This window comes from Citroniella saccharovorans (assembly GCF_035481615.1).
GTDB classification, from domain to species: domain Bacteria; phylum Bacillota; class Clostridia; order Tissierellales; family Peptoniphilaceae; genus Citroniella; species Citroniella saccharovorans.
Map to the genome: position 1 here is coordinate 976,308 of NZ_JAYKOT010000003.1, position 19,813 is coordinate 996,120.

The 19,813-nt window shown below is 30.3% G+C and carries 14 protein-coding genes and 2 pseudogenes; 2 read left to right on the forward strand and 14 right to left on the reverse strand.

Annotated elements, in window-relative coordinates; all coding sequences use genetic code 11:
• Nucleotides 1–259 precede the first annotated feature (259 nt).
• The 14 genes and pseudogenes from mgtA to VLK81_RS07305 all read right to left on the reverse strand — a co-directional run bounded on the left by mgtA (nucleotide 260) and on the right by VLK81_RS07305 (nucleotide 18,423).
• Nucleotides 260–2,794: pseudogene (gene mgtA / locus VLK81_RS07240) on the reverse strand (magnesium-translocating P-type ATPase).
• Between the two features lie 334 nt (nucleotides 2,795–3,128).
• The gene (locus tag VLK81_RS07245; RefSeq protein ID WP_324619962.1) at nucleotides 3,129–3,551 is read right to left on the reverse strand and encodes a hypothetical protein; all 423 of its coding nucleotides are present in this window, start codon (nucleotides 3,549–3,551) and stop codon (nucleotides 3,129–3,131) included.
• A 105-nt stretch (nucleotides 3,552–3,656) separates the two neighbouring features.
• A pseudogene (locus VLK81_RS07250) lies at nucleotides 3,657–3,842 on the reverse strand (MerR family transcriptional regulator); the annotation flags it as partial.
• A gap of 256 nt (nucleotides 3,843–4,098) precedes the next feature.
• A complete protein-coding gene (locus VLK81_RS07255; RefSeq protein WP_070815058.1) occupies nucleotides 4,099–4,539 on the reverse strand; it encodes a hypothetical protein in 441 nt (146 codons plus the stop codon).
• The gene (locus VLK81_RS07260; RefSeq protein ID WP_070672512.1) at nucleotides 4,532–4,738 is read right to left on the reverse strand and encodes a helix-turn-helix transcriptional regulator; all 207 of its coding nucleotides are present in this window, start codon (nucleotides 4,736–4,738) and stop codon (nucleotides 4,532–4,534) included. The genes VLK81_RS07255 and VLK81_RS07260 overlap by 8 nt, the downstream gene beginning before the upstream one ends.
• A gap of 381 nt (nucleotides 4,739–5,119) precedes the next feature.
• Nucleotides 5,120–6,652: a glutamine-hydrolyzing GMP synthase gene (gene guaA / locus VLK81_RS07265; RefSeq protein ID WP_324619963.1), complete on the reverse strand. Its 1,533-nt coding sequence runs from the start codon at nucleotides 6,650–6,652 to the stop codon at nucleotides 5,120–5,122.
• Between the two features lie 55 nt (nucleotides 6,653–6,707).
• Complete coding sequence (gene guaB, locus VLK81_RS07270; protein ID WP_324619964.1) at nucleotides 6,708–8,165, reverse strand: IMP dehydrogenase; 1,458 nt, start codon at nucleotides 8,163–8,165, stop codon at nucleotides 6,708–6,710.
• Between the two features lie 130 nt (nucleotides 8,166–8,295).
• Nucleotides 8,296–9,939 (reverse strand): tryptophanase, encoded by a 1,644-nt coding sequence (locus tag VLK81_RS07275; RefSeq protein ID WP_324619965.1) that lies wholly within the window; start codon nucleotides 9,937–9,939, stop codon nucleotides 8,296–8,298.
• Between the two features lie 238 nt (nucleotides 9,940–10,177).
• Nucleotides 10,178–11,815 carry a chaperonin GroEL gene (gene groL, locus VLK81_RS07280; protein WP_324619966.1) on the reverse strand — a complete coding sequence of 546 codons (1,638 nt, stop codon included), beginning with the start codon at nucleotides 11,813–11,815 and terminating at the stop codon, nucleotides 10,178–10,180.
• A 17-nt stretch (nucleotides 11,816–11,832) separates the two neighbouring features.
• Complete coding sequence (locus VLK81_RS07285; protein ID WP_324619967.1) at nucleotides 11,833–12,117, reverse strand: co-chaperone GroES; 285 nt, start codon at nucleotides 12,115–12,117, stop codon at nucleotides 11,833–11,835.
• Between the two features lie 168 nt (nucleotides 12,118–12,285).
• Nucleotides 12,286–13,161 (reverse strand): DNA-3-methyladenine glycosylase family protein, encoded by an 876-nt coding sequence (locus tag VLK81_RS07290; RefSeq protein WP_324619968.1) that lies wholly within the window; start codon nucleotides 13,159–13,161, stop codon nucleotides 12,286–12,288.
• Complete coding sequence (locus VLK81_RS07295) at nucleotides 13,151–15,082, reverse strand: ABC-F family ATP-binding cassette domain-containing protein (RefSeq protein ID WP_324619969.1); 1,932 nt, start codon at nucleotides 15,080–15,082, stop codon at nucleotides 13,151–13,153. Before VLK81_RS07295 ends, VLK81_RS07290 begins: the two co-directional genes overlap by 11 nt.
• A 90-nt stretch (nucleotides 15,083–15,172) precedes the next feature.
• Nucleotides 15,173–15,814 carry a redox-sensing transcriptional repressor Rex gene (locus VLK81_RS07300; RefSeq protein WP_324619970.1) on the reverse strand — a complete coding sequence of 214 codons (642 nt, stop codon included), beginning with the start codon at nucleotides 15,812–15,814 and terminating at the stop codon, nucleotides 15,173–15,175.
• Nucleotides 15,815–15,981: 167 nt separating this feature from the next.
• Nucleotides 15,982–18,423, reverse strand: a complete 2,442-nt coding sequence (locus tag VLK81_RS07305) for a cell wall-binding repeat-containing protein (protein ID WP_324619971.1) — start codon at nucleotides 18,421–18,423, stop codon at nucleotides 15,982–15,984.
• Nucleotides 18,424–18,677: 254 nt separating this feature from the next.
• Here VLK81_RS07305 and VLK81_RS07310 point away from each other — a divergent pair, with 254 nt between their 5' ends.
• Both VLK81_RS07310 and VLK81_RS07315 read left to right on the forward strand, forming a co-directional pair.
• Nucleotides 18,678–19,331 (forward strand): AraC family transcriptional regulator, encoded by a 654-nt coding sequence (locus VLK81_RS07310; RefSeq protein ID WP_324619972.1) that lies wholly within the window; start codon nucleotides 18,678–18,680, stop codon nucleotides 19,329–19,331.
• Between the two features lie 116 nt (nucleotides 19,332–19,447).
• Complete coding sequence (locus VLK81_RS07315) at nucleotides 19,448–19,798, forward strand: DUF1232 domain-containing protein (protein WP_324619973.1); 351 nt, start codon at nucleotides 19,448–19,450, stop codon at nucleotides 19,796–19,798.
• The last annotated feature ends 15 nt before the right edge of the window (nucleotides 19,799–19,813 follow it).

Below are 19,813 nucleotides of genomic sequence, written 5' to 3' on the forward strand. Positions count from 1 at the left end.
AATTTAGATTTTTTAGAATTGTAGTTAAAGAAGATTCTGTGGATTAAGCTCTGTCCTTAATCCTTCTTTATAATTTTCTTCCACATTCCTTTTGAACTGTCAATTTTAAGTTTACAGTTGAATTTTCTAACTAATAGTTATTAAGTATTGATTTTGCCTTAGTCGCTATTGTAAATAATTATTTCCTCAAGCCAAAAAAGACCGCAAGTCTTAGCTTACGGTCTGATTTTATCTTTCTCTTGTATTTACTTTTATTAGCCTAGTTAGTAGTCTTTCTGGAGAAGGAGTTATGTTTATAGAATCTCATTATTTCTACGACTGAAGCGTAGATTAGGGATATAGAAAGCATAGCGATTAGTACCTTGATAGGTAATGCAATTAAGCCTAAGTAGCTGTTGATAGGGCTGTAAATTATTGCAATTAAGCATATACTTACGGCTATTATGGATACTATAAGCTTCTTACTCGCCTTGCTTTTAAATACTGGTCTTGCAGTTCTTACTATTAGCATTACAACCATTGCAGAGATTACGGATTCTAACATCCAGGCGGTTTGAAAGAGTTTTTCATCGGCCTTAAAGAAAATCATCATTATAAAAAATGTTAGATAGTCAAAAAGGGAAGATATTATTCCAAATACAATCATAAATTTTTTGATGAATTTCATATCCCATTTTACAGGACTTTTTAACCAATCATCGTCTACTGAGTCTGATGCAATTTGCAAGGATGGAAAGTCTGTAAATAAATTTGTTAGTAGAATTTGTTTTGGCAAAAGTGGCAAAAATTTTAGGAATAGACTTGCCCCAGCCATTGAAAACATATTTCCAAAGTTGGCACTCGTTGCAACGAATATATATTTCAAAGTGTTAATAAAGGACCTTCTGCCTTCTTTTATTCCATATAATAAAACTTCTAAACTATTTTGTAAAAGAACAATGGATGCTGCATCTTTCGCCGTATCAGCCGCTGTGTCGACTGATATTTCAACATCAGCTTGTTTTATGGCTGGCGCATCATTTATACCATCACCCATATAGCCCACTATCTTGTCTGCTTCTTTGTAGGCTCTGATTATTTTTTCCTTTTGATTTGGACTTATTTCAGCAAAAATATCAATGTCTAGAACTTTTATGTTTAGTTGACTTATAGAATATGAGCTTAAATCTTCGCCAAGGAGAATTTTGTCTGGATTAAGGCCAATTTGTCCTCCAATATTTTTGGCAATTTCTTTATTGTCCCCCGTTATCATTTTTAAAGATACCCCTAGGGTATTCATTTGCTCAATTACATCTTTTATATCTTCTTTTAATGGATCGATAAATAGCAAGAATCCCTTAAAAATCATGCCTTCCGCCTTTTGTTTTTGTAAGTTACAATCATCACTTAATTCTTTATAAGAAAGGCCCAAGACTCTGTAGCCCTTGCTTGAAAACTCATCAAATAAATCAAATATATGACTTTTAATTTCATTAATGTTTCCAATAGAGCCATCGGATTTTTGATAAGAATTATTTATTTTTACAATGTTTTCGAAGGGCCCTTTTGTTACCATCAAATTTTTATTTGAAAAATCAGATCCTGCCTTTACTATTATACTTAAAAGTTTATTTTCAAAGGAGTAGGGAATTTCAAAAAGCTTTTTATAAGATGAAAAATCGACCTTATTTGAACTTAAAATCTCTTCATCAATTGGATTTTTATAGCCTTCTTGAAAATATGAATTAATAGCCGCAAATTTTTCTAAAGAATCAGATTCTTCTCCATTAAAATCTAATGCCTTATCTAGCTTGACCTTTCCTTTTGTTATCGTTCCAGTTTTATCAGAACACATAATCGTCATGGAGCCGAAATTTTCTATAGCATTTAATTTTTTTACAATTACCCCTTCTTCAGACATTCTTTTAGCCCCTTGTGACAAATTCACACTTATTATAGCAGGCAACATCTGTGGGGTTAAGCCAACAGATAAAGCCAAGGCAAACATAAATGAGTCTAAGAAAGATTTATTTAAAATAATATTAAAAATAAATATTAAACCGATTAAAATAGTTGTAACACGTAAAATTAAGTTTCCAAAATTCTTAATGCCTTTTTCAAAATCTGTATCAGCATCCTTTTGGCTAAGAGATGAAGTGATTTTGCCAAACTCAGAATCCTTCGCTAAATTAACAACAATAGCCCTTCCTGATCCGCTAATAATATGGGTTCCCAATTAAAGGCAATTTTTCCTTTCAGAAAGAGAAGTCTTGGCAGGAACTTTCCCAACTAGCTTTTCAACAGGGAAGGTCTCGCCCGTTAGGCTTGACTCATCGCTCGTAAGTGAATTACCTTCAAGAAGCAAACAATCAGCAGGTATCATGTCGCCTGTTTTTACGCTAATGATATCACCAATGGTCAAATTTGCATTATCCAATTCTTTGAAAGAGCCATCTCTTAAAACAGCAGATGTTACACTTACTGATGAAAGGAGCTTTTTTACAGCATCCTTTGCCTTACTTTCATGAAGATAGCTTAAAAATGAAGAAATAAAAATTATAATCAAAATGATAACACCATCAGAATAATCCTTCAAAAATATAGATAGAACTGCGGCAAATATAAGGATCATAGTTATTGGACTTTTAAATTGCGATAAAAAAATCATAAAATTAGAGCTAGATTTCTTTTCCGCAAAAACGTTTTTACCATAATTTCCAATCCTATCACAAGCTTCTTTACTTGATAATCCAGCTTCACTTGTATTTAACTCTTTTAAAATATCATCTTTATCATATGCCCAAAAATCTTTCATTCCTGCCTCCTATTCGTTTCAATATATATCAAAAAAATTTAAAAAGCAAAAAAGAAAGACAAAATAATAAGATAAAAAACCAGACTTAGCTTTATAGCTAGTCTGCTAATCGCCCTAGTTTACATGCTTAAAATCTTTACAAGATCTCTTGCTATATAATCTCAGAAACTTTCAGTTACTTACCTTAGTTTTCGAACTCATATGCACTTCGTTTTAGTTGGACTTTGGAATCCTTGAAAATCACCCCGTAATATTAAGATTTTTAGTCCCGTCCCAGTACCAGTACCGGACAAAACACGATAATAATTTTACTTAGAAAGTTTTTAAGCTTTTCCTAGATCTGTTTCATTATGCTATTTTGATACTCTTCACTATTTTTATAGCTTTCATATTGAGAAATTACATCCTCATTATCTTTCATCCACTTTTCAAAACTCTCTATAGCATCGAGTTTAGCCTGATTTATATCCTTTAAGGTTTTCATATCAAAGGGTGAACTAATCTTCTCAATGTATTTTTTCTCTTCTTCAGTTAATTCAAACAAAGGAAGCCTATCAAGATAAGCTATATATTTGTAAAATGAATTCTTACCATCATTTTCTAATGGTGTATCCAAAAATGGTTGATAGGCAGCAAATAACAATTGTCCAAAATATCCTGGAAAGGCAATTTCTAGTTTTTCGTAGATATTTTCTTTGATCTCAAGTAGTGAAACTTTCTCATTGATTAGTTCATCGCTTTCACCTTTAACACTCATTTCTAGTATTACTTTCCTTTTTTCATAAAGGTCCAATTGATGTTGTTTTTCCCTTAAAACAGAAGACAGAGTATCACCACCTGACGATATACACTGATAAATATCTGAGATACTCATTCCCAACTTTCTAAATATAGATACCTTTTTAAGAATTTCTAAATCCTTTATACTATAGTCTCTATAACCATTCTCAGATTTCTGAGGATGGATAAGTCCTTTATCCTCATAATACTCTATTGCCTTCCTAGTTAGACCAGTTTCTTTTTGAATTTCACTTCTTAATATGGTTATCTACCCCCTTTGATTAAAGGATAACACGGTCCCCAACGGACAGGTCAAGCCACATACACTATATAAAATTCCCACTTATCTATAAACTTAAACAGTGCCTTATCATTTTTGCAAAATGCTTATTTTCTTTTTGATAAATCTTATTCAAACCGACGCTCAAACCGACATTTTATTGTCGCTTTATTTATTTGTTTGCTAAGTTATATAAAATATGTATGCAAAAAAGACCGCAGCTTGAAACTACGGTCTAATTTTTTTACATTTCTTTTTCAAATTTAGAACGCCAAAAGACTGCATATATTTGTATAGAAAGATAGATTGCAACTAGTATTATTATTTGTAACTTATCAACACCCATCAATGAAAACATAATAAGCATGGCTGCAAAGAGATAGGTCATTAAGTCGTAGGCCTTTGCCTTTGATTTTTCTGCAATCAATACGTTTCTTTCGTCCTTCTTATCAATTTCAAGCTGTCTGATTAACTCTTTGTTATTTTTTGTAGAGAAATATTTAATTATATTTCCCATGAAATGTCCGAAAACTCCACATCCAATACCGATAAATAAATACGGAATAGCGAGGACTGTCTTATTTACACTATCAATTCTTTTGTGAAGATAGAATCCCGTTAAAACCAGTGCTACTCCAAAAAATACTAAAATCCAATCTTTTAAGATGCTTTTGCTTCTATTCATTTTCTTCCTCCTCATAAATAAAAATGTCTTCAATAGTCAAATTAAAAAATTTAGCAATTTTAAAAGCTAAAATAATTGAAGGGTTATACCTTCCATTCTCTAGTGAACCGATTGTCTGCCTCGACACTTCAAGGATATTTGCCAGTTCCTCTTGAGTAATTCCTCGACTTTTTCTAATTTCTTCAAGTCTATTTTTCACATTTAATTACCTCCCATCAAATGACAAGTTAACTTTACATATATTGTAATTGTTTTTTGAATAAATGTCAAGTACGCTTTCCATTTTTTGTGATGATAAATTTTATTTATGGTGTTGGTTTATTATACATTTTTAATATTTTGTTTAGTCTTCTCTCTGGTCTTTTTCTTGCCATAAAAATTCCTCCTGATTATTATTATCTAATCAGGAGGAGTTTCTATACACAAACTAATTCAAAGTCTCAATTTTTTGTCCAAATGTAAACCACTTGGAACTATTATTTAATTTATTCTTTTTTACTTCCAGTACCATTTGAGTACCAATAGCCATTTTTCATTCTCTTTATAGCTTGTAATTAAGCCATTTTAGAAAATTTTGCTACTATTCCCATTCAATTGTAGCTGGTGGTTTTGTTGTTATATCATAGACTATTCTATTTATTCCTTTTACTTCTGATATTATTCTACTGGATATTTTTTCCAGTATTTCGTATGGAATTTTTGAAAAGTCTGCTGTCATAAAGTCTGTTGTTTCTACTGCTCTTAGGGCAAGTGTATAGTCGTAGGTTCTAAAATCACCCATTACTCCAACTGACCTATTGTTTGTTAGAACTGCAAAGTATTGGCTAATTGTTTTATCTAATCCTGCTTTTCTAATTTCATCTCTATATACAAAGTCAGCTTCTTGTAGAATATTTAATTTTTCTTCTGTTATTTCTCCAATTATTCTAATTGCAAGGCCTGGACCAGGAAATGGTTGACGATTTACTAAATAGTCTTCTATTTTAAGTTCTCTTCCAAGTTTTCTAACTTCATCTTTAAATAGTTCTCTTAGCGGCTCTATAAGGTCTTCGAAGTCAACAACATCTGGAAGACCGCCTACGTTGTGATGAGACTTTATTACTGCTGAATCACCAAGTCCAGATTCTATTATATCTGGATAGATTGTTCCTTGTGCTAAAAAATCTACTTTTCCTATTTTTTTTGATTCATCTTCAAAAACTCTTATAAATTCTTCGCCTATTATTTTTCTTTTCTTTTCTGGATCTGAAACACCTTTTAATTTTTCTAAAAATCTATTTTTTGCGTTAACTCTAACAAAGTTTAAGTCCCATCCTTTGAAGGCACTTTCTACTTCGTCTCCCTCATTTTTTCTCATAAGACCTGTATCTACAAATACTGCTGTTAGATTTTTTCCTACTGCTTTAGATAAAAGTCCTGCTAAAACTGAAGAGTCTACTCCTCCAGATAGAGCCAGTAAAACTTTTTTGTCTCCAACTTTATCTTTTACTTTTTTTATGCTTTCTTCTAATATATTTTCTATTGTCCAATCGCCTTTTGCTCCGCAAATGTTATATAGGAAGTTTTTAAAGATTTTTTTGCCTTCTTCTGTGTGGTTAACTTCTGCATGATATTGAAGTCCATATATTTTCTTTTCTTCATTTTCTATGGCTGCATATTTGCAGTTTTCTGTTTCTTGCAAGGCATAGAATCCTTCTCCAAGCTTTGTTGCCATATCTTGATGGCTCATCCAAACTATTGAACTTTTCTTTACATTTTCAAGTAGTTTTGAATCTTTTATATTTTTTATTTCAACTTTTCCAAATTCTTTATGATTTGTTTTTTCTACTTTTCCACCAAATAAATATGTTAAAAGCTGCATGCCATAGCATAGTCCTAAGACAGGTACTTTTAGATTTTCAATAATTTTCTTATCTATCTTTGGTGAAGATTCTTCATAGACGCTATTTGGACCGCCTGTAAATATAAGTCCTATTGGTTTTTTCTCATTTATTTTTTCTTCTAATCTTTTATATGAGATTACTTCAGAATATACGCCTTGCTCCCTAACTCTTCTAGCTATTAACTGGTTATATTGTCCTCCAAAATCTACTACATATATTGTCTCGTGCATTTTATCCCCCTTAAAAGAAAGGGATAACAAAATGTTATCCCTTTAAAATTTTATTTTATTCTAACCTGCTTGTGTAGTTAGGTGATTCCTTGGTTATTGTTATATCGTGTGGATGTGATTCTATTAGTGAAGCGTTAGTTATCTTTACATATTGTGTATTTTCTTGAAGAGATGTAATATCTTTTGCTCCAACATATCCCATTCCTGCTCTTAAGCCGCCTACTAATTGATAGACAACTTCTGCAAGTGATCCCTTATATGCGACCCTACCTTCTACTCCTTCAGGAACTAATTTATCAGCTTTATCTTGGAAATATCTATCGTTAGATCCTTGTTTCATAGCGGCAATTGAACCCATTCCTCTATAAACTTTAAATCTTCTTCCTTCGTATATTTCCATTTCTCCTGGTGATTCGTTGGTACCTGCTAAAAGTGATCCTAACATAACTACACTTCCACCAGCAGCTATAGCTTTTGCTATATCTCCTGAATATTTAATACCGCCATCTGCGATAATAGGAATATCATATTCTTTAGCTACTTTGTAACATTCCATAATTGCTGTAACTTGTGGAACTCCAATACCTGCAACAACTCTTGTTGTACAAATAGATCCAGGGCCTATTCCAACTTTTACGCAATCTGCTCCCGCTTCTATAAGTGCTCTTGTTGCTTCTCCAGTAGCTACATTTCCAGCTATTAATTGAAGGTCAGGATATCTTTCTTTTATTTCTTTTACCTTGTTTAAAACTCCTTGTGAATGACCATGAGCTGTATCTATAACTACTACATCAACTTTTGCCTTAATAAGTGCATCAAGTCTATCAAATACATCAGCTGTAACCCCTATTGCAGCTCCAACTAAAAGTCTTCCATTTGAATCTTTTGCAGAGTTTGGATATTCAATAGATTTTTCAATATCTTTTATGGTTATAAGTCCTTTTAACTTATTTTCGTCATCGACTAAAGGTAATTTTTCAATCTTATGTGATTTTAAAATATCTAGCGCATCTTCCATTGAAATGCCTTCTTTAGCTGTAACTAGGTTTTTGCTAGTCATTACTTCTGATATTGGTCTATCAAAATTTTCTTCAAATCTTATATCTCTATTTGTTATTATTCCTATTAAATTTTTATCTGATTCAACTATTGGAACGCCAGAAATTTTATAGTGAGCCATTAGGTCCATAGCATCTTGTACCTTATGGTCTTTTGATAAATAGAATGGATCTGTTATTACTCCATGTTCAGACCTTTTTACCCTATCTACCTCTGAAGCTTGAGCTTCAATGGACATGTTTTTATGAATTATACCTATACCGCCTTCTCTAGCCACTGCAATTGCCATTTTAGATTCTGTAACTGTGTCCATACCAGCTGACATTACAGGTATATTAAGCTTTATTTTCTTTGTCAATCTAGTTTCAAGTTTTACTTCTCTTGGAAGCACTTTTGAGTGTGCAGGCACAAGAAGTATATCATCAAATGTTAGTCCATCACCAAAAAATTTCATCTAATCCTCCTAATAATTTTTATGATTTGTATTAAATTATAGTATATTTTTTATTAAATGTAAATAGGAAAATTTAAGCTTTACTCTATAAAATCAAATTTAAAAAATATTAAAATTTTTATAATAAATGTTATTTATTGTTAGGGTATGGTTCTAGGAAAGCGTGGAAATGGCGCATTGGTAAATTTTTACCCCAGACAATTCTCATATTTGGAATACTCTCTCTATCTTCATATAACTGTTTTACTGCAGCAATTACATAATCCAAGTGTTCTTTTGTAAGTCTACTTCTATCAACCGCAAATCTTACTACATTTGCTAATTCAGCTTGTTGCTCTGGAGTTTTAAGGTCGTATTCCATAGAAAAATCACCAAGTTCAGCAACACGTATTCCATATCTACGAATAAGTTCTAGAGAAAATCCTTGTCCAGCAAAAGATTCGTGAGAGCGTTTACCATCAAAAAATTCATCCATATTAATGTAGACAGCATGTCCACCTGCTGGTAAAACTACTCCCTTTACTCCAGATTTATAAAATCCTTGTGCTAAATATTCACACTGTTTAACACGTTCATCCATATAGTTAAAATTACAGCTTTCATAAAGTCCAACACTTAAAGCCATTATATCTCTACCACTCATCCCACCATAAGAATCATTTCCATAGGAAGAAATTTGTTTTACTTTTATTCTAACTCCAACATCCATCTTAAGTGAACCATCTTCATTGAAATCAGAGAAATTTTTCCAAAATAGTCCTTTATCTCTAAAAGCTAACATTCCGCCCATATTGGCATGACCATCTTTTTTAGCTGACATGCAAAAACCATCACAATAAGAAAACATTTCACTTGTAATTTCTGCTATTGATTTATCACTATAGCCCTCTTCATTCATTTTTATAAAGTAAGCATTTTCTGCCCAGCGTGCGGCATCAAATATTAATGGAATATTGTACTTATGAGCAACTCTATTTATTTCTTTTATATTTCCTAATGAAACTGGCTGTCCGCATACTGTGTTGTTGGTTATTGTTGTAAATACAAGTGGAACATTTTCTGGACCAAGCTTTTCAATTAATTTTTCTAGCTTTTCTATATCCATATTTCCTTTAAATGGATTTTTTTCGTATTTCCCACCTTCAGGAATTTCATATAATATTTCTTTATTATATAAATTTCTAGGTATTGATCCCATTTGTTTTATATTTCCCTCAGTAGTATCGAAGTGTCCATTGGAAGGTATTGTAAAAACTTTTCCAGGATGTCTTTCATTTAAAATATTCCTAACTATTTCCATAAGAACAGACTCAGCTGCACGCCCTTGTTGGATAATAAATGAGTTTGGTCTTTCCATTTGAGAAGCTCCAGCATTAAATAAGCCGCCTTCATATTCACAAAGGTAGACTTCATCCATCATCTTTTCTACATCTCTACAATCAGTTCTTACAAGGTCTACGATTTTCTTCCAGTTTTTTTCACCTTTTCTTTCAAAAATATCTCTAAAAGTGTCAAGAAGAACATAGTATCCTGTATTTCTTCCGTATGCCTCGTCGCCATAAAATAAAGATGCCCATTGGGTATTTGTCATGGCAGTTGTACCTGAATCTGAAAGCATATCTACTGTTAAAAGTCCTGAAGGAAATGCAAATTCGTTGTAGTGAGTTGCTTTTAATGCTCTTTCTCTTTGCTCAACTGTTACATCCGCTAAATCTCTTACTGCAAATGTGAAATGTCTTGGTTTTGGAACATCTAAAGAATATTCTTTAGTCATTACTATTACCTCCTTAAGTATTAGCCTAGTTTTATTTTGCTCAATTTAATGTAGTTTTTAATTTATAAACAATAGACTTTTTTAAACTTTTTAATAAAAATATTTTTCTTGTTAAGTCATTTTTATTATATCTATTTATCAAGGAATAGTCAATTTATATAAATTTATTTTTAATATTATAATCAAATAAAAAAAGACCAAATGAAAAGTCATTTGGTCTAAAATATTTTTGGGTAAATTACATCATGCCGCCCATTCCACCCATGCCGCCCATACCTGCCATTGCAGCTGCCGGGTCTTCTTTTTCTACATCTGCTACAGCAGCTTCAGTAGTTATTATCATAGATGCAACAGATACAGCATTTTCAAGTGCAGATCTTGTAACTTTTGTAGGATCAACTATTCCTGCCTTAAACATATCTACATATTCTTCAGTAATAGCATTAAATCCAACGCCTTTTTCTAACTTTTTAACTTGTTCAGCTATAACTGATCCTTCAAGTCCAGCATTTATAGCAATTTGTCTAACAGGTTCTTCTAGTGCTTTTACAATAATATTTACACCTGTTCTTTCATCGCCTTCAGTTTCATCTAGAAGTTTTTTAACTTCTTCTATAACATCAACTAAAACTGTTCCACCACCAGCTACTATACCTTCTTCAACAGCAGCCTTTGTTGCAGCAAGTGCATCTTCAATTCTAAGCTTTCTTTCTTTTAGTTCAGTTTCAGTAGCAGCTCCAACTTCAATGACAGCAACTCCACCAGCTAGTTTTGCAAGTCTTTCTTGTAATTTTTCTCTATCAAAATCAGATTCTGTAATTTCAATTTGTTTCTTAATTGAAGTTACTCTTTCATTTATAGAGTCTTCTTTTCCACTTCCTCCAACTATAACTGTATTTTCTTTTGTTACAGTTACTCTTCTTGCTTCTCCAAGCATTTCAGGAGTAGTTTCTTTTAAATCATTTCCTAAATCTTCTGTTACAACTGTTGCACCAGTTAAAATTGCAATATCTTGAAGCATTTCTTTTCTTCTATCTCCAAATCCTGGAGCTTTAACAGCAACTACATTTAAAGTTCCTCTTAATTTATTAAGAACCAAAGTAGCCATAGCTTCGCCCTCTATATCATCTGCAACAATTAATAGAGGTCTTGATTGTTCCATAATTCCTTCTAAGATTGGAAGAATGTCTTGAATGTTAGTAATTTTTTTGTCTGTTAAAAGAATTTTTGGATTTTCAAGATTTGCTTCCATCTTGTCAGTATTTGTAGCCATATATGATGAAACATATCCTCTGTCAAATTGCATACCTTCTACAACATCTAAAGTTGTACCCATGCTCTTTGATTCTTCAACAGTAATTACACCATCTTTACCAACTTTTTCCATAGCTTCAGCGATTAATTTTCCTACAGATTCATCTTGAGAAGAAACAGAACCAACTTGTGCAATTTCTTCGTTTGAAGACACTGTGTGAGATAAATTTTTTATCTCTTCTACTGCTTTATCTAAAGCTTTTTTTAGTCCTCTTTGAAGAATCATTGGGTTAGCGCCAGCTGCCACATTTTTTGATCCTTCTCTAACTATAGCTTGAGCAAGTAGAGTAGCTGTAGTAGTTCCATCTCCAGCAACATCATTAGTTTTTGTAGCAACTTCTTTTACAAGTTGAGCTCCCATATTTTCATATCTATCTTCAAATTCAATTTCCTTAGCTATTGTTACACCATCGTTAGTGATAAGAGGTGATCCAAATTTTTTATCTAATACTACATTTCTTCCCTTAGGTCCAAGAGTTATTTTTACAGTATCAGATAATTTATTAATACCACTTTCTAAAGACTTTCTAGCATCTTGTGAATATTTTATTTCTTTACTCATTTATTATCCTCCTTAAATTATTTTTCAACAACAGCAAGTACATCAGAGTACTTAACGATAGTAAATTCTTCACTATCTATCTTTACATCTGTTCCAGCATATTTTGAATATATAACTAAATCTCCAACTTTAATATTTGCACTTTTCTTTTCACTCTTTAAAATTTTATCGCCAATTTCAACAACTTCTGCAAATTGTGGAGCTTCTTTTGCTGAAGATGGAAGAAGTAAACCAGATTTTGTCTTTTCTTCAACATCACATTTTTTTATAACAATTCTATCATCTAGTGGTTTTAGTTTCATATATTTTCTCCTTTATAATATAATTTTTATTTGTTAGCACTCATCGCTTCCGAGTGCTAACACTTACAATATAATAATACTATCTAAATCTAATATTATCAAGTCCTAATTTCTTTTAAAATAATCAAAATATAGTTAAAAAAAGCTTTTATTTATATATAAGCATAATTATTTTGCTTTATTCTCTTTTTTTCTTTCTTTTCCTATATTGTTTTCTCTGCCATAATAAAATAGATATTGTTGTGCGTAGCCAGCCAAATTTCCAAAATATTTATTAGCATATAATTTTATTTTACTTTTAGGTACTTCTTCTCCGATAAAAAGTTCTTCCATGACTCTTTTAATCCAAACATCAACAGGAAAAACTTCCGCTCTTCCAAATCCAAAAAGAAGTATGCAGTCTGCAACCTTTGGACCTACTCCAGGAAGCTCAATTAGTTTTTCTCTTAGTATGTCTGTTTCCATATTTTTTAAAAGATTTATATTAAAACTAGGTTCTAAAAGCATTTTTGAAGCAGTTACAATTCTCTCATCCCTAAATCCAACTCTAGCGTACTTTCTAAGATCTTTAGGATCAGCACTAGCTAGTCTTTCAGGACTTGGAAAAGAATAGTATCTTCTCTTTTCATCTTCAAATATTAAATCTCCATACATGGAAGATATAGTTTCTATTGATTTTTTTATTCTAGGAATCATATTATTTGCAGATATTATAAAGCTAATTATAGTTTCGAACTCGTCTTGCTTTAAAATTCTTATTCCATATCCAAATTCTTTCGCTTTATTTAATTCTTCATTATCAATTAAAGAATTTTTAATCTTTCCATAATCTTTTTTTAGGTCAAAATACTTTTCCCAAATTTTGCTATCAAAATCTTCTAGTGGAGAATTGATATAGATTTTATTTTCTTCTTCTCTTATATATATAACCTTGCCCTTATGGATTGAGGTAAAGTGGTCTCCATCATCGTACCATCTAAAAGCTTGCCCGCATTCAAAAATATGTTTTATATTAAAATCTTTTTTTTCAAATTCAATTATCACTGTCTAATTCCTCTTCCAAGGCTTGCCACTTATCAAAAAGCAAATCTATCTCTTCCTTGTTATTTTTAATGATGTTATTTATTTCAAAGGCTTTTTTGTAGTCTTCATAAACTTCTTTTTCTGTAAGTTTATTATTTAGATATTCAATTTCCTCTTCAAGCTCTTCTATTTTATTTGAAACAAATCTAATGTCAGCCCTGATTTTCTTTATATTTTTCTTTTTCAGGTTATCATTTTTCTTAATTTTCTTAAGTTCTGTTTTAGTAAATCCAGAAAAATCATCTGATAACTCTTCTTTTTCTATTCTTCTTTCTTCTAATTTTTCCAAATAATAATCATAATTTCCTAGAAATACTTCACATCCATCTCTATCTACAACAATAAGTTTATTTACAACTTTATTAAGAAAATATCTATCATGACTTATTATAAGAAAAGTTTCCTTGTAATCCTTAAGTGCATTTTCTAAAATCTCTTTAGATTCAATATCTAAATGGTTTGTAGGTTCATCCATTATTAGAAAATTAGGTTTTTTTAGCATTATCTTAAGTAGGCTAAGTCTACCCTTTTCCCCTCCAGAAAGCGAGGATATTTCCTTAAAAACATTTTCACCAGAATATCCAAAAGCTCCAAGATAATTTCTTATTTCACTTAAATCCATATAGTCATAGTTATCATAAATTTCTTCTATAACAGTGTTTTCTTTATTAAGTGATTTTTGCTCCTGGTCATAATACCCAATTACAATATTTGATCCAAAGTTAACTTCACCCTCGTCTAAATGATACTCTCCTAGAATCGACTTTATAAGGCTTGTCTTTCCTATTCCATTTTTTCCTATAATTCCTACACGATCATTCTTATAAATATCAAATGAAATATTTGAAAAAACTTTCTTCTCTCCAAATGATTTTCCAGCATTTTCTACACTTAATATATCTTGTCCACTTTTTATATCCGATTCAAAATTTAAGTGAAAATCTGTAGCCTGCCTTTTTGGATCCTCAAAAACATCAACTTTAGCTAGAAGTTTTTCTCTTGATCTAGCTTTTTTATAGAATTTTTCTGTAGCATAAGATTTAAATCTTCTTATTATTTCCTTTTGCCTTTCTATCTCCTTAGCTTGATTTTCAAAAGCTTTTTTCTTGATTTCATATTCCTTATCACGCAATTTAATAAAATCAGTGTAGTTAGTATTGTAAATTGTTAGCTTTTTGTTTTCCAAGTGAAAAATCTTTTTGCAAACCCTATCTAAAAAATATCTATCGTGACTTATAACCATAAAAGCTTTGTTATAACTTCTTAAAAAATTCTCTAAAAACATAGTAGCTTCTATATCAAGATGGTTTGTAGGTTCATCTAATAAAAGTAGGTCGGGGTTTTCAAGTAAAATAGAGGCTAAAAGAAGTCTTGACTTTTCACCTCCAGAAAGATTTTTTGCCAAGCTTTCAAATTCATCTTCAGTAAAATTTAATCCCTTAAGCATCCCCTTAATTTTAGAATCATACATATAACCTTCTTTTTTATTAAACTGTTCAGTCTTATTCTGATATTCTCTAAGAAGTCTATTTAAAATAACATGATCTTTTTCACTAGAGATTTTTTCTTCTAATTTTTTTATATCTTCTTTTAAATCTATTACATCTTTAAATTTTTCTAGGCAGATTTCATAAATAGTCTTATTTTCATCTACTTCAATGGACTGTCTAAGATAACCAATCTTTAAACCATTAACATAGCTAATACTTCCACTATCAGGACCAATAACATCGTAGATAATTTTGAAGAGGGTAGTCTTTCCAGATCCATTTATACCAATTAAACCAATCTTGTCATTTTTTTCGACATTAAAAGTAATTGATTGTAAAATTTCCTTTAAGTCAAAAGATTTACTTATATTTTGTACTGTTAGTATCGCCATATTTCCCCTCAAAAAATAATGGGACAAATTCACTTGTCCCATCTTATATAATATCTAAGTTTCCAATCTATAATAGATTTTAAACTAATTTTATTTCTTTTCTGCTGCCCATGGATTAGTTAAATAGAAAGTTAAAGTGAATAAAGAGTCATCTAGATGAACGTTTTCAACTCTAACTCCTTCTCTAACCTTTAAGTCAAGTGGTGCATAATTCCAAATTCCCTTTACTCCATTATCCATACAAATATCAGCAAGTTCTTGAGCTGACTCTAAAGGAACGGCTATAATTGCAATATGAACATCATTCTTCTTTAAGTAAGGCTCTAAATAGTCTATTGGATTGACTTCTATGTCTGAAATTTTCTTTCCAACTAATTTTTTAGATTTGTCAAAAATTGCAGTGATATTAAATTTAGTGTCACTTAAACCAGTATATTGAGCAATTGCTTGTCCAATATTACCTGCCCCTAAAATAATAGCATTGTATTTTACAGTCATTCCTAGAATGTTTTGTAATTCACCAATTAATTCTTCTACATTGTAGCCATAACCTTGTTGTCCAAATCCTCCAAAGTGATTTAAATCTTGCCTAATTTGTGATGGAGTAAGACCTGTAATTTGTGAAAGTTCGCTTGAAGAAACCCTAACTATTCCCTTTGACTTAATCTGCTTTAAATATCTATAATATTTTGGAAGTCTTTTTACTACTGCTTTTGATACTTTATATCCCATTTTTTTCCTCCTAATTAATTTTATTGTTTATATTTATTATAAATGATTTTAGATATTATGTCAACTTGCTTTTTATGTATAAAGACGATAGATTATTTATTATTTTACTTTATAAAAAAACCAGCCTATTTTTAAAAATAATAGACTGGTTAGATTTTTACTTAATTTTATTCAACTGGCATTCCATAATATTCAGCAATTGCTGCTGCAGTTTTTTCTGCCATTTGAGCTTTAAAGCCGTTATCCATTAATAGTTCACAATCAAGAGCATTTGTATGGAAACCATGTTCTAGTAGCATAGAGTGGGTTGCTTTGGAATTTCTTAAAACTCCGTACCAATTGGTTCCAGTACCATCATCATTAACTCTATACTTAACACCTCTAAATGGGTGATCAAAGTGGTTTGCAACAGTTTTTCCAATTAATTCAGCTAAATCATTTCTTGGAGTGTTAACAGAATCATATATTTCACTTCCTCTTACATCTTTATAGTTAAGAAGACTTGAAGGCATCGCGTTAGAATGTAGTGAAATTAGTAAATCGAACCCTTCTGCTTTTTCTCCTCTTTCTTTTAAACTAATTCCATCAGATGATGAGAATTTAGATTCAATTAAGTCTTGTAATTCTTTTTCAAAATCTGTCCTTGTAGTTTCAACGTAAAAGCCATATTTTTCAAGTTCTTCTTTTAACTTCAATCCATAATAAAACATAGCTTCTCCCTCATAATAATCTTTATAAAAACCTTGATTATAAAAAGGACCATGACCTTGGTCTAACATAATTCTGATTGGATTATCTTTTGTAGGTATTCTTTTTTCAATATTATGAACAATAACCTTAGCTTCATCTTTATTTTCTCTATTGTCTTCAGTTTTACCAGGTAATTCCTCATTATTTTCATCTTTAGGTGATTTTTCCGGCTTAACGTTAAGATCTGTGTTAGATTTTATCTCTTCAACTACTTCATCTGATATAGTTTCATATCCTCCAAATACATAAGCTTTGTAAACTTCATTTTCAGAGATAAATTTTATAATACCGCTATTCAAGTTATCAGCTTGTGAAAGAATTATAGGTGAACCTAATTTTGAAGCAAGAACCCCTCCAGCTAATGCATCTGGAAACTTTTCTCCACTTGCTACAGTAACTATTTTACTATCCTTAAAAAATCTATTTGCTATTGCATTGGATGTTATATACCTATTCTCTCCCTCTATTCTAATTGATGATATATCTAAGTCACTTAAAATAGACTCAACTTTATTGGATACAGAATTTTTCCCTCCAATAATAATAGCTTCAGATATATTGCTATCTTCTAAGAATTCTGTCACTTTTCCATCTATATTATTTACATCAGTGTAGATAATAGGAAAATTCTTAGATCCTGATAAAGCACCCGCTGAAAGTGCGTCTGCAAATGAATCATAATTTACTAAGATAACTTTATTAATTTTTTTAATAGAATTTAGTTCTTTTGAAACTTTTAATGCAGTTTCAATTCTATTGTCTCCAGAAATTCTTTTAACGCTTAATCCCAAATTTTCAAGAGATTCAAAATAATTTGAAGAAACGGACTCTCTTCCGCCTACGATAATAGCTTTTTTTGCACCTAGTCTTAAAACTTCAGCCTTTGCTTTTGAATCAATAACATCTGAATTAGCAAAAATAATTGGGGCTTTTAGACTTGAGGAAAGTGATACTGCTCCAAGTGCATCAGGAAAATTTAGTCCATTTGCAACTATAACTGTCTTAGCTTTACTATAAGCCTCTTGACTTATAGCTATAGCAGTTTCATATCTGTCACTACCTGAAAGTCTAATTGCTGATGGGCTTGCTGCAGATAGAGTGACAATAGTATTATCTAAAATAGGCATAGATGAAAGTCTAACATAGTCTGACTCAGAATTATTATCAACTACTTCTATCTCTTTTTCTAAAGTCTTTCCTTCTGCTTCAAATCTTACCTTGTAAGTTCCTGGAAGCACTTTTTCTCCAAATTCAAAATCAGAAATTATAGAAAGGCCATCATTTAAAATATTCATTTCATAATTTTTTACACCTTCCATAAGTACATGAACTTCAAGTGCTTTAAGATCCCTGTCATAAAATCTAACTTGACCTAAAGCATTAACTATGTCCTTTGATTTTACTGTAGATATTCCATCAAGATTTTCTGCGTTTGTATATGGGAATTTTTCTCCAGGAAAAATATCTTCTATAGAATTAAAAGCTTCAAAAGAAGCATAAAAATCCTTCCCATCATATTTAGTTCCATTAAAATTTAAATATAGAAATTCATATTTTCCAGTCATATCAGCTTTAAAGTCCAAATAATAATTTCCACTATTTTTATTTTTTAAAAAAGTCTTTTCAATTAGCTGACCATTGGGTTTTTTATATCCTGCTGATACTTCTCCATCTCCAAAAGAAGAGCTAAGTTGTAGCGATAAGCTTGCTCCAACTAGAGTCTTTGATTTATCTGCTTTTAAAAGCTTTATCTTATCCTTACTAATTTTAGTATAAGAATCTGCAAAAGCAGTAGTAAAGCTAGAAAAAATCAAAACAAGTATAAAAAATATTCCAAAGATTTTTTTAATCTTATTCATTTTATCCTCCATAATAAATCTATTAAATCTACATACAGTTTATATTATTTTTATAATAAAATCTATAAAAATTATAAAAGATATGAAAAATGCAAGTCAAAAGTTACAAAATTGTAACTTTTTGTATCCTTTATCCAAAAAGCTTAGAAAATTTATAAAAATTTAAAAATTTACTTGCAAAATTTTAGAATTTATCTTAAAATATATAAATGTATACAGTAATATTAGATTTTAAATAGAAAAGGATGTAATAAATGTACAAATTAGAAATTGCTTTTTTAAAAGCACTAAAAGAACAGAACAAAGAAAAAGCTATAAATAACCTAGATGCAATTTTCGAAACTCTTATTAATAAAAAAGATTTTGGACCAAGAGGATTAAAGAATCAATTATTAACCATGAATGGTATGCTTTATAGATCATTTAGAAATGAATTACAAGACCTAGACGATATTTATGAAATTAGGCAAGAAGTTATAAAGGTAATAGAAAAAGCTCAATCATTTGAAGAAATTAGAGAAGCTGGTTATGTAATGTTAAATAATTATCTTGAACTTTTTAGCTCAAAAACTATGAATTCAAACAATATAGCTGTAAATAGAGCGCTGCACTATATGAATAGTAATATTCATGAAAATATAACTCTTGGAGATGTAGCAAATGAGGTACATATAAGTAAGTCTTATCTATCCTCACTTCTCGCAAAACATACAAAATCTACATTTCCAGAAATAATGAATGGTCTAAGAATAGATAACGCTAAATATCTTTTAAGATATACTAATATATCCATACTAGATATATCTTTTAAATGTGGATTTAACTCACAATCATATTTTTGCTCAACATTTAAAAAACAAACTGGCTATACACCAAGTGAATATAGGGTTATGATACTAGAAGATTAAAAGGACTTAAGTCCTTTTTTTAATTTACACATTAATTTTATTAATGTTATTTCTTATAATAAGCAATAATTTTGATTTCTTCATTAAATATGTTATAATATATTTGAGGTGATAAGATGATTAAGAATATTTTTAATTTAAGAAATGACTTACCAATAATCTACTACTCTCTAAAGAATAAAAAATTACCTATCAAATCAAAATTAATTATAGCAATTGCAATTATATATTTAATAAGTCCTATTGATCTACTACCTGATAACTTTATAGGAATGGGTCTTATAGACGATCTTTTAGTTGTCCCAGGACTACTAAGTTTTTCTAAAACTTTTATTCCGAGTACTGTTCTGAATGAATCAAAAGAAGAAGTTGAAAAAGGTAAATCTAAGATAAAAAAAGATTTAATACTTAGCATAGTTTTATTTGCTACAATAATTATAATTAGTATAATAAGTAAAATTTTATAAATTTTTAAGACTATT

Coding starts and splice junctions, on each gene's coding strand:
- VLK81_RS07255 (WP_070815058.1), bottom strand. CDS start 4,539: ATGAATAGAAGCAAAAGCATCTTAAAAGATTGGATTTTAGTATTTTTT.
- VLK81_RS07275 (WP_324619965.1), bottom strand. CDS start 9,939: ATGACTAAAGAATATTCTTTAGATGTTCCAAAACCAAGACATTTCACA.
- VLK81_RS07285 (WP_324619967.1), bottom strand. CDS start 12,117: ATGAAACTAAAACCACTAGATGATAGAATTGTTATAAAAAAATGTGAT.
- VLK81_RS07245 (WP_324619962.1), bottom strand. CDS start 3,551: ATGAGTGTTAAAGGTGAAAGCGATGAACTAATCAATGAGAAAGTTTCA.
- groL (WP_324619966.1), bottom strand. CDS start 11,815: ATGAGTAAAGAAATAAAATATTCACAAGATGCTAGAAAGTCTTTAGAA.
- guaA (WP_324619963.1), bottom strand. CDS start 6,652: ATGCACGAGACAATATATGTAGTAGATTTTGGAGGACAATATAACCAG.
- VLK81_RS07305 (WP_324619971.1), bottom strand. CDS start 18,423: ATGAATAAGATTAAAAAAATCTTTGGAATATTTTTTATACTTGTTTTG.
- VLK81_RS07315 (WP_324619973.1), top strand. CDS start 19,448: ATGATTAAGAATATTTTTAATTTAAGAAATGACTTACCAATAATCTAC.
- VLK81_RS07300 (WP_324619970.1), bottom strand. CDS start 15,814: ATGGGATATAAAGTATCAAAAGCAGTAGTAAAAAGACTTCCAAAATAT.
- VLK81_RS07310 (WP_324619972.1), top strand. CDS start 18,678: ATGTACAAATTAGAAATTGCTTTTTTAAAAGCACTAAAAGAACAGAAC.
- guaB (WP_324619964.1), bottom strand. CDS start 8,165: ATGAAATTTTTTGGTGATGGACTAACATTTGATGATATACTTCTTGTG.
- VLK81_RS07295 (WP_324619969.1), bottom strand. CDS start 15,082: ATGGCGATACTAACAGTACAAAATATAAGTAAATCTTTTGACTTAAAG.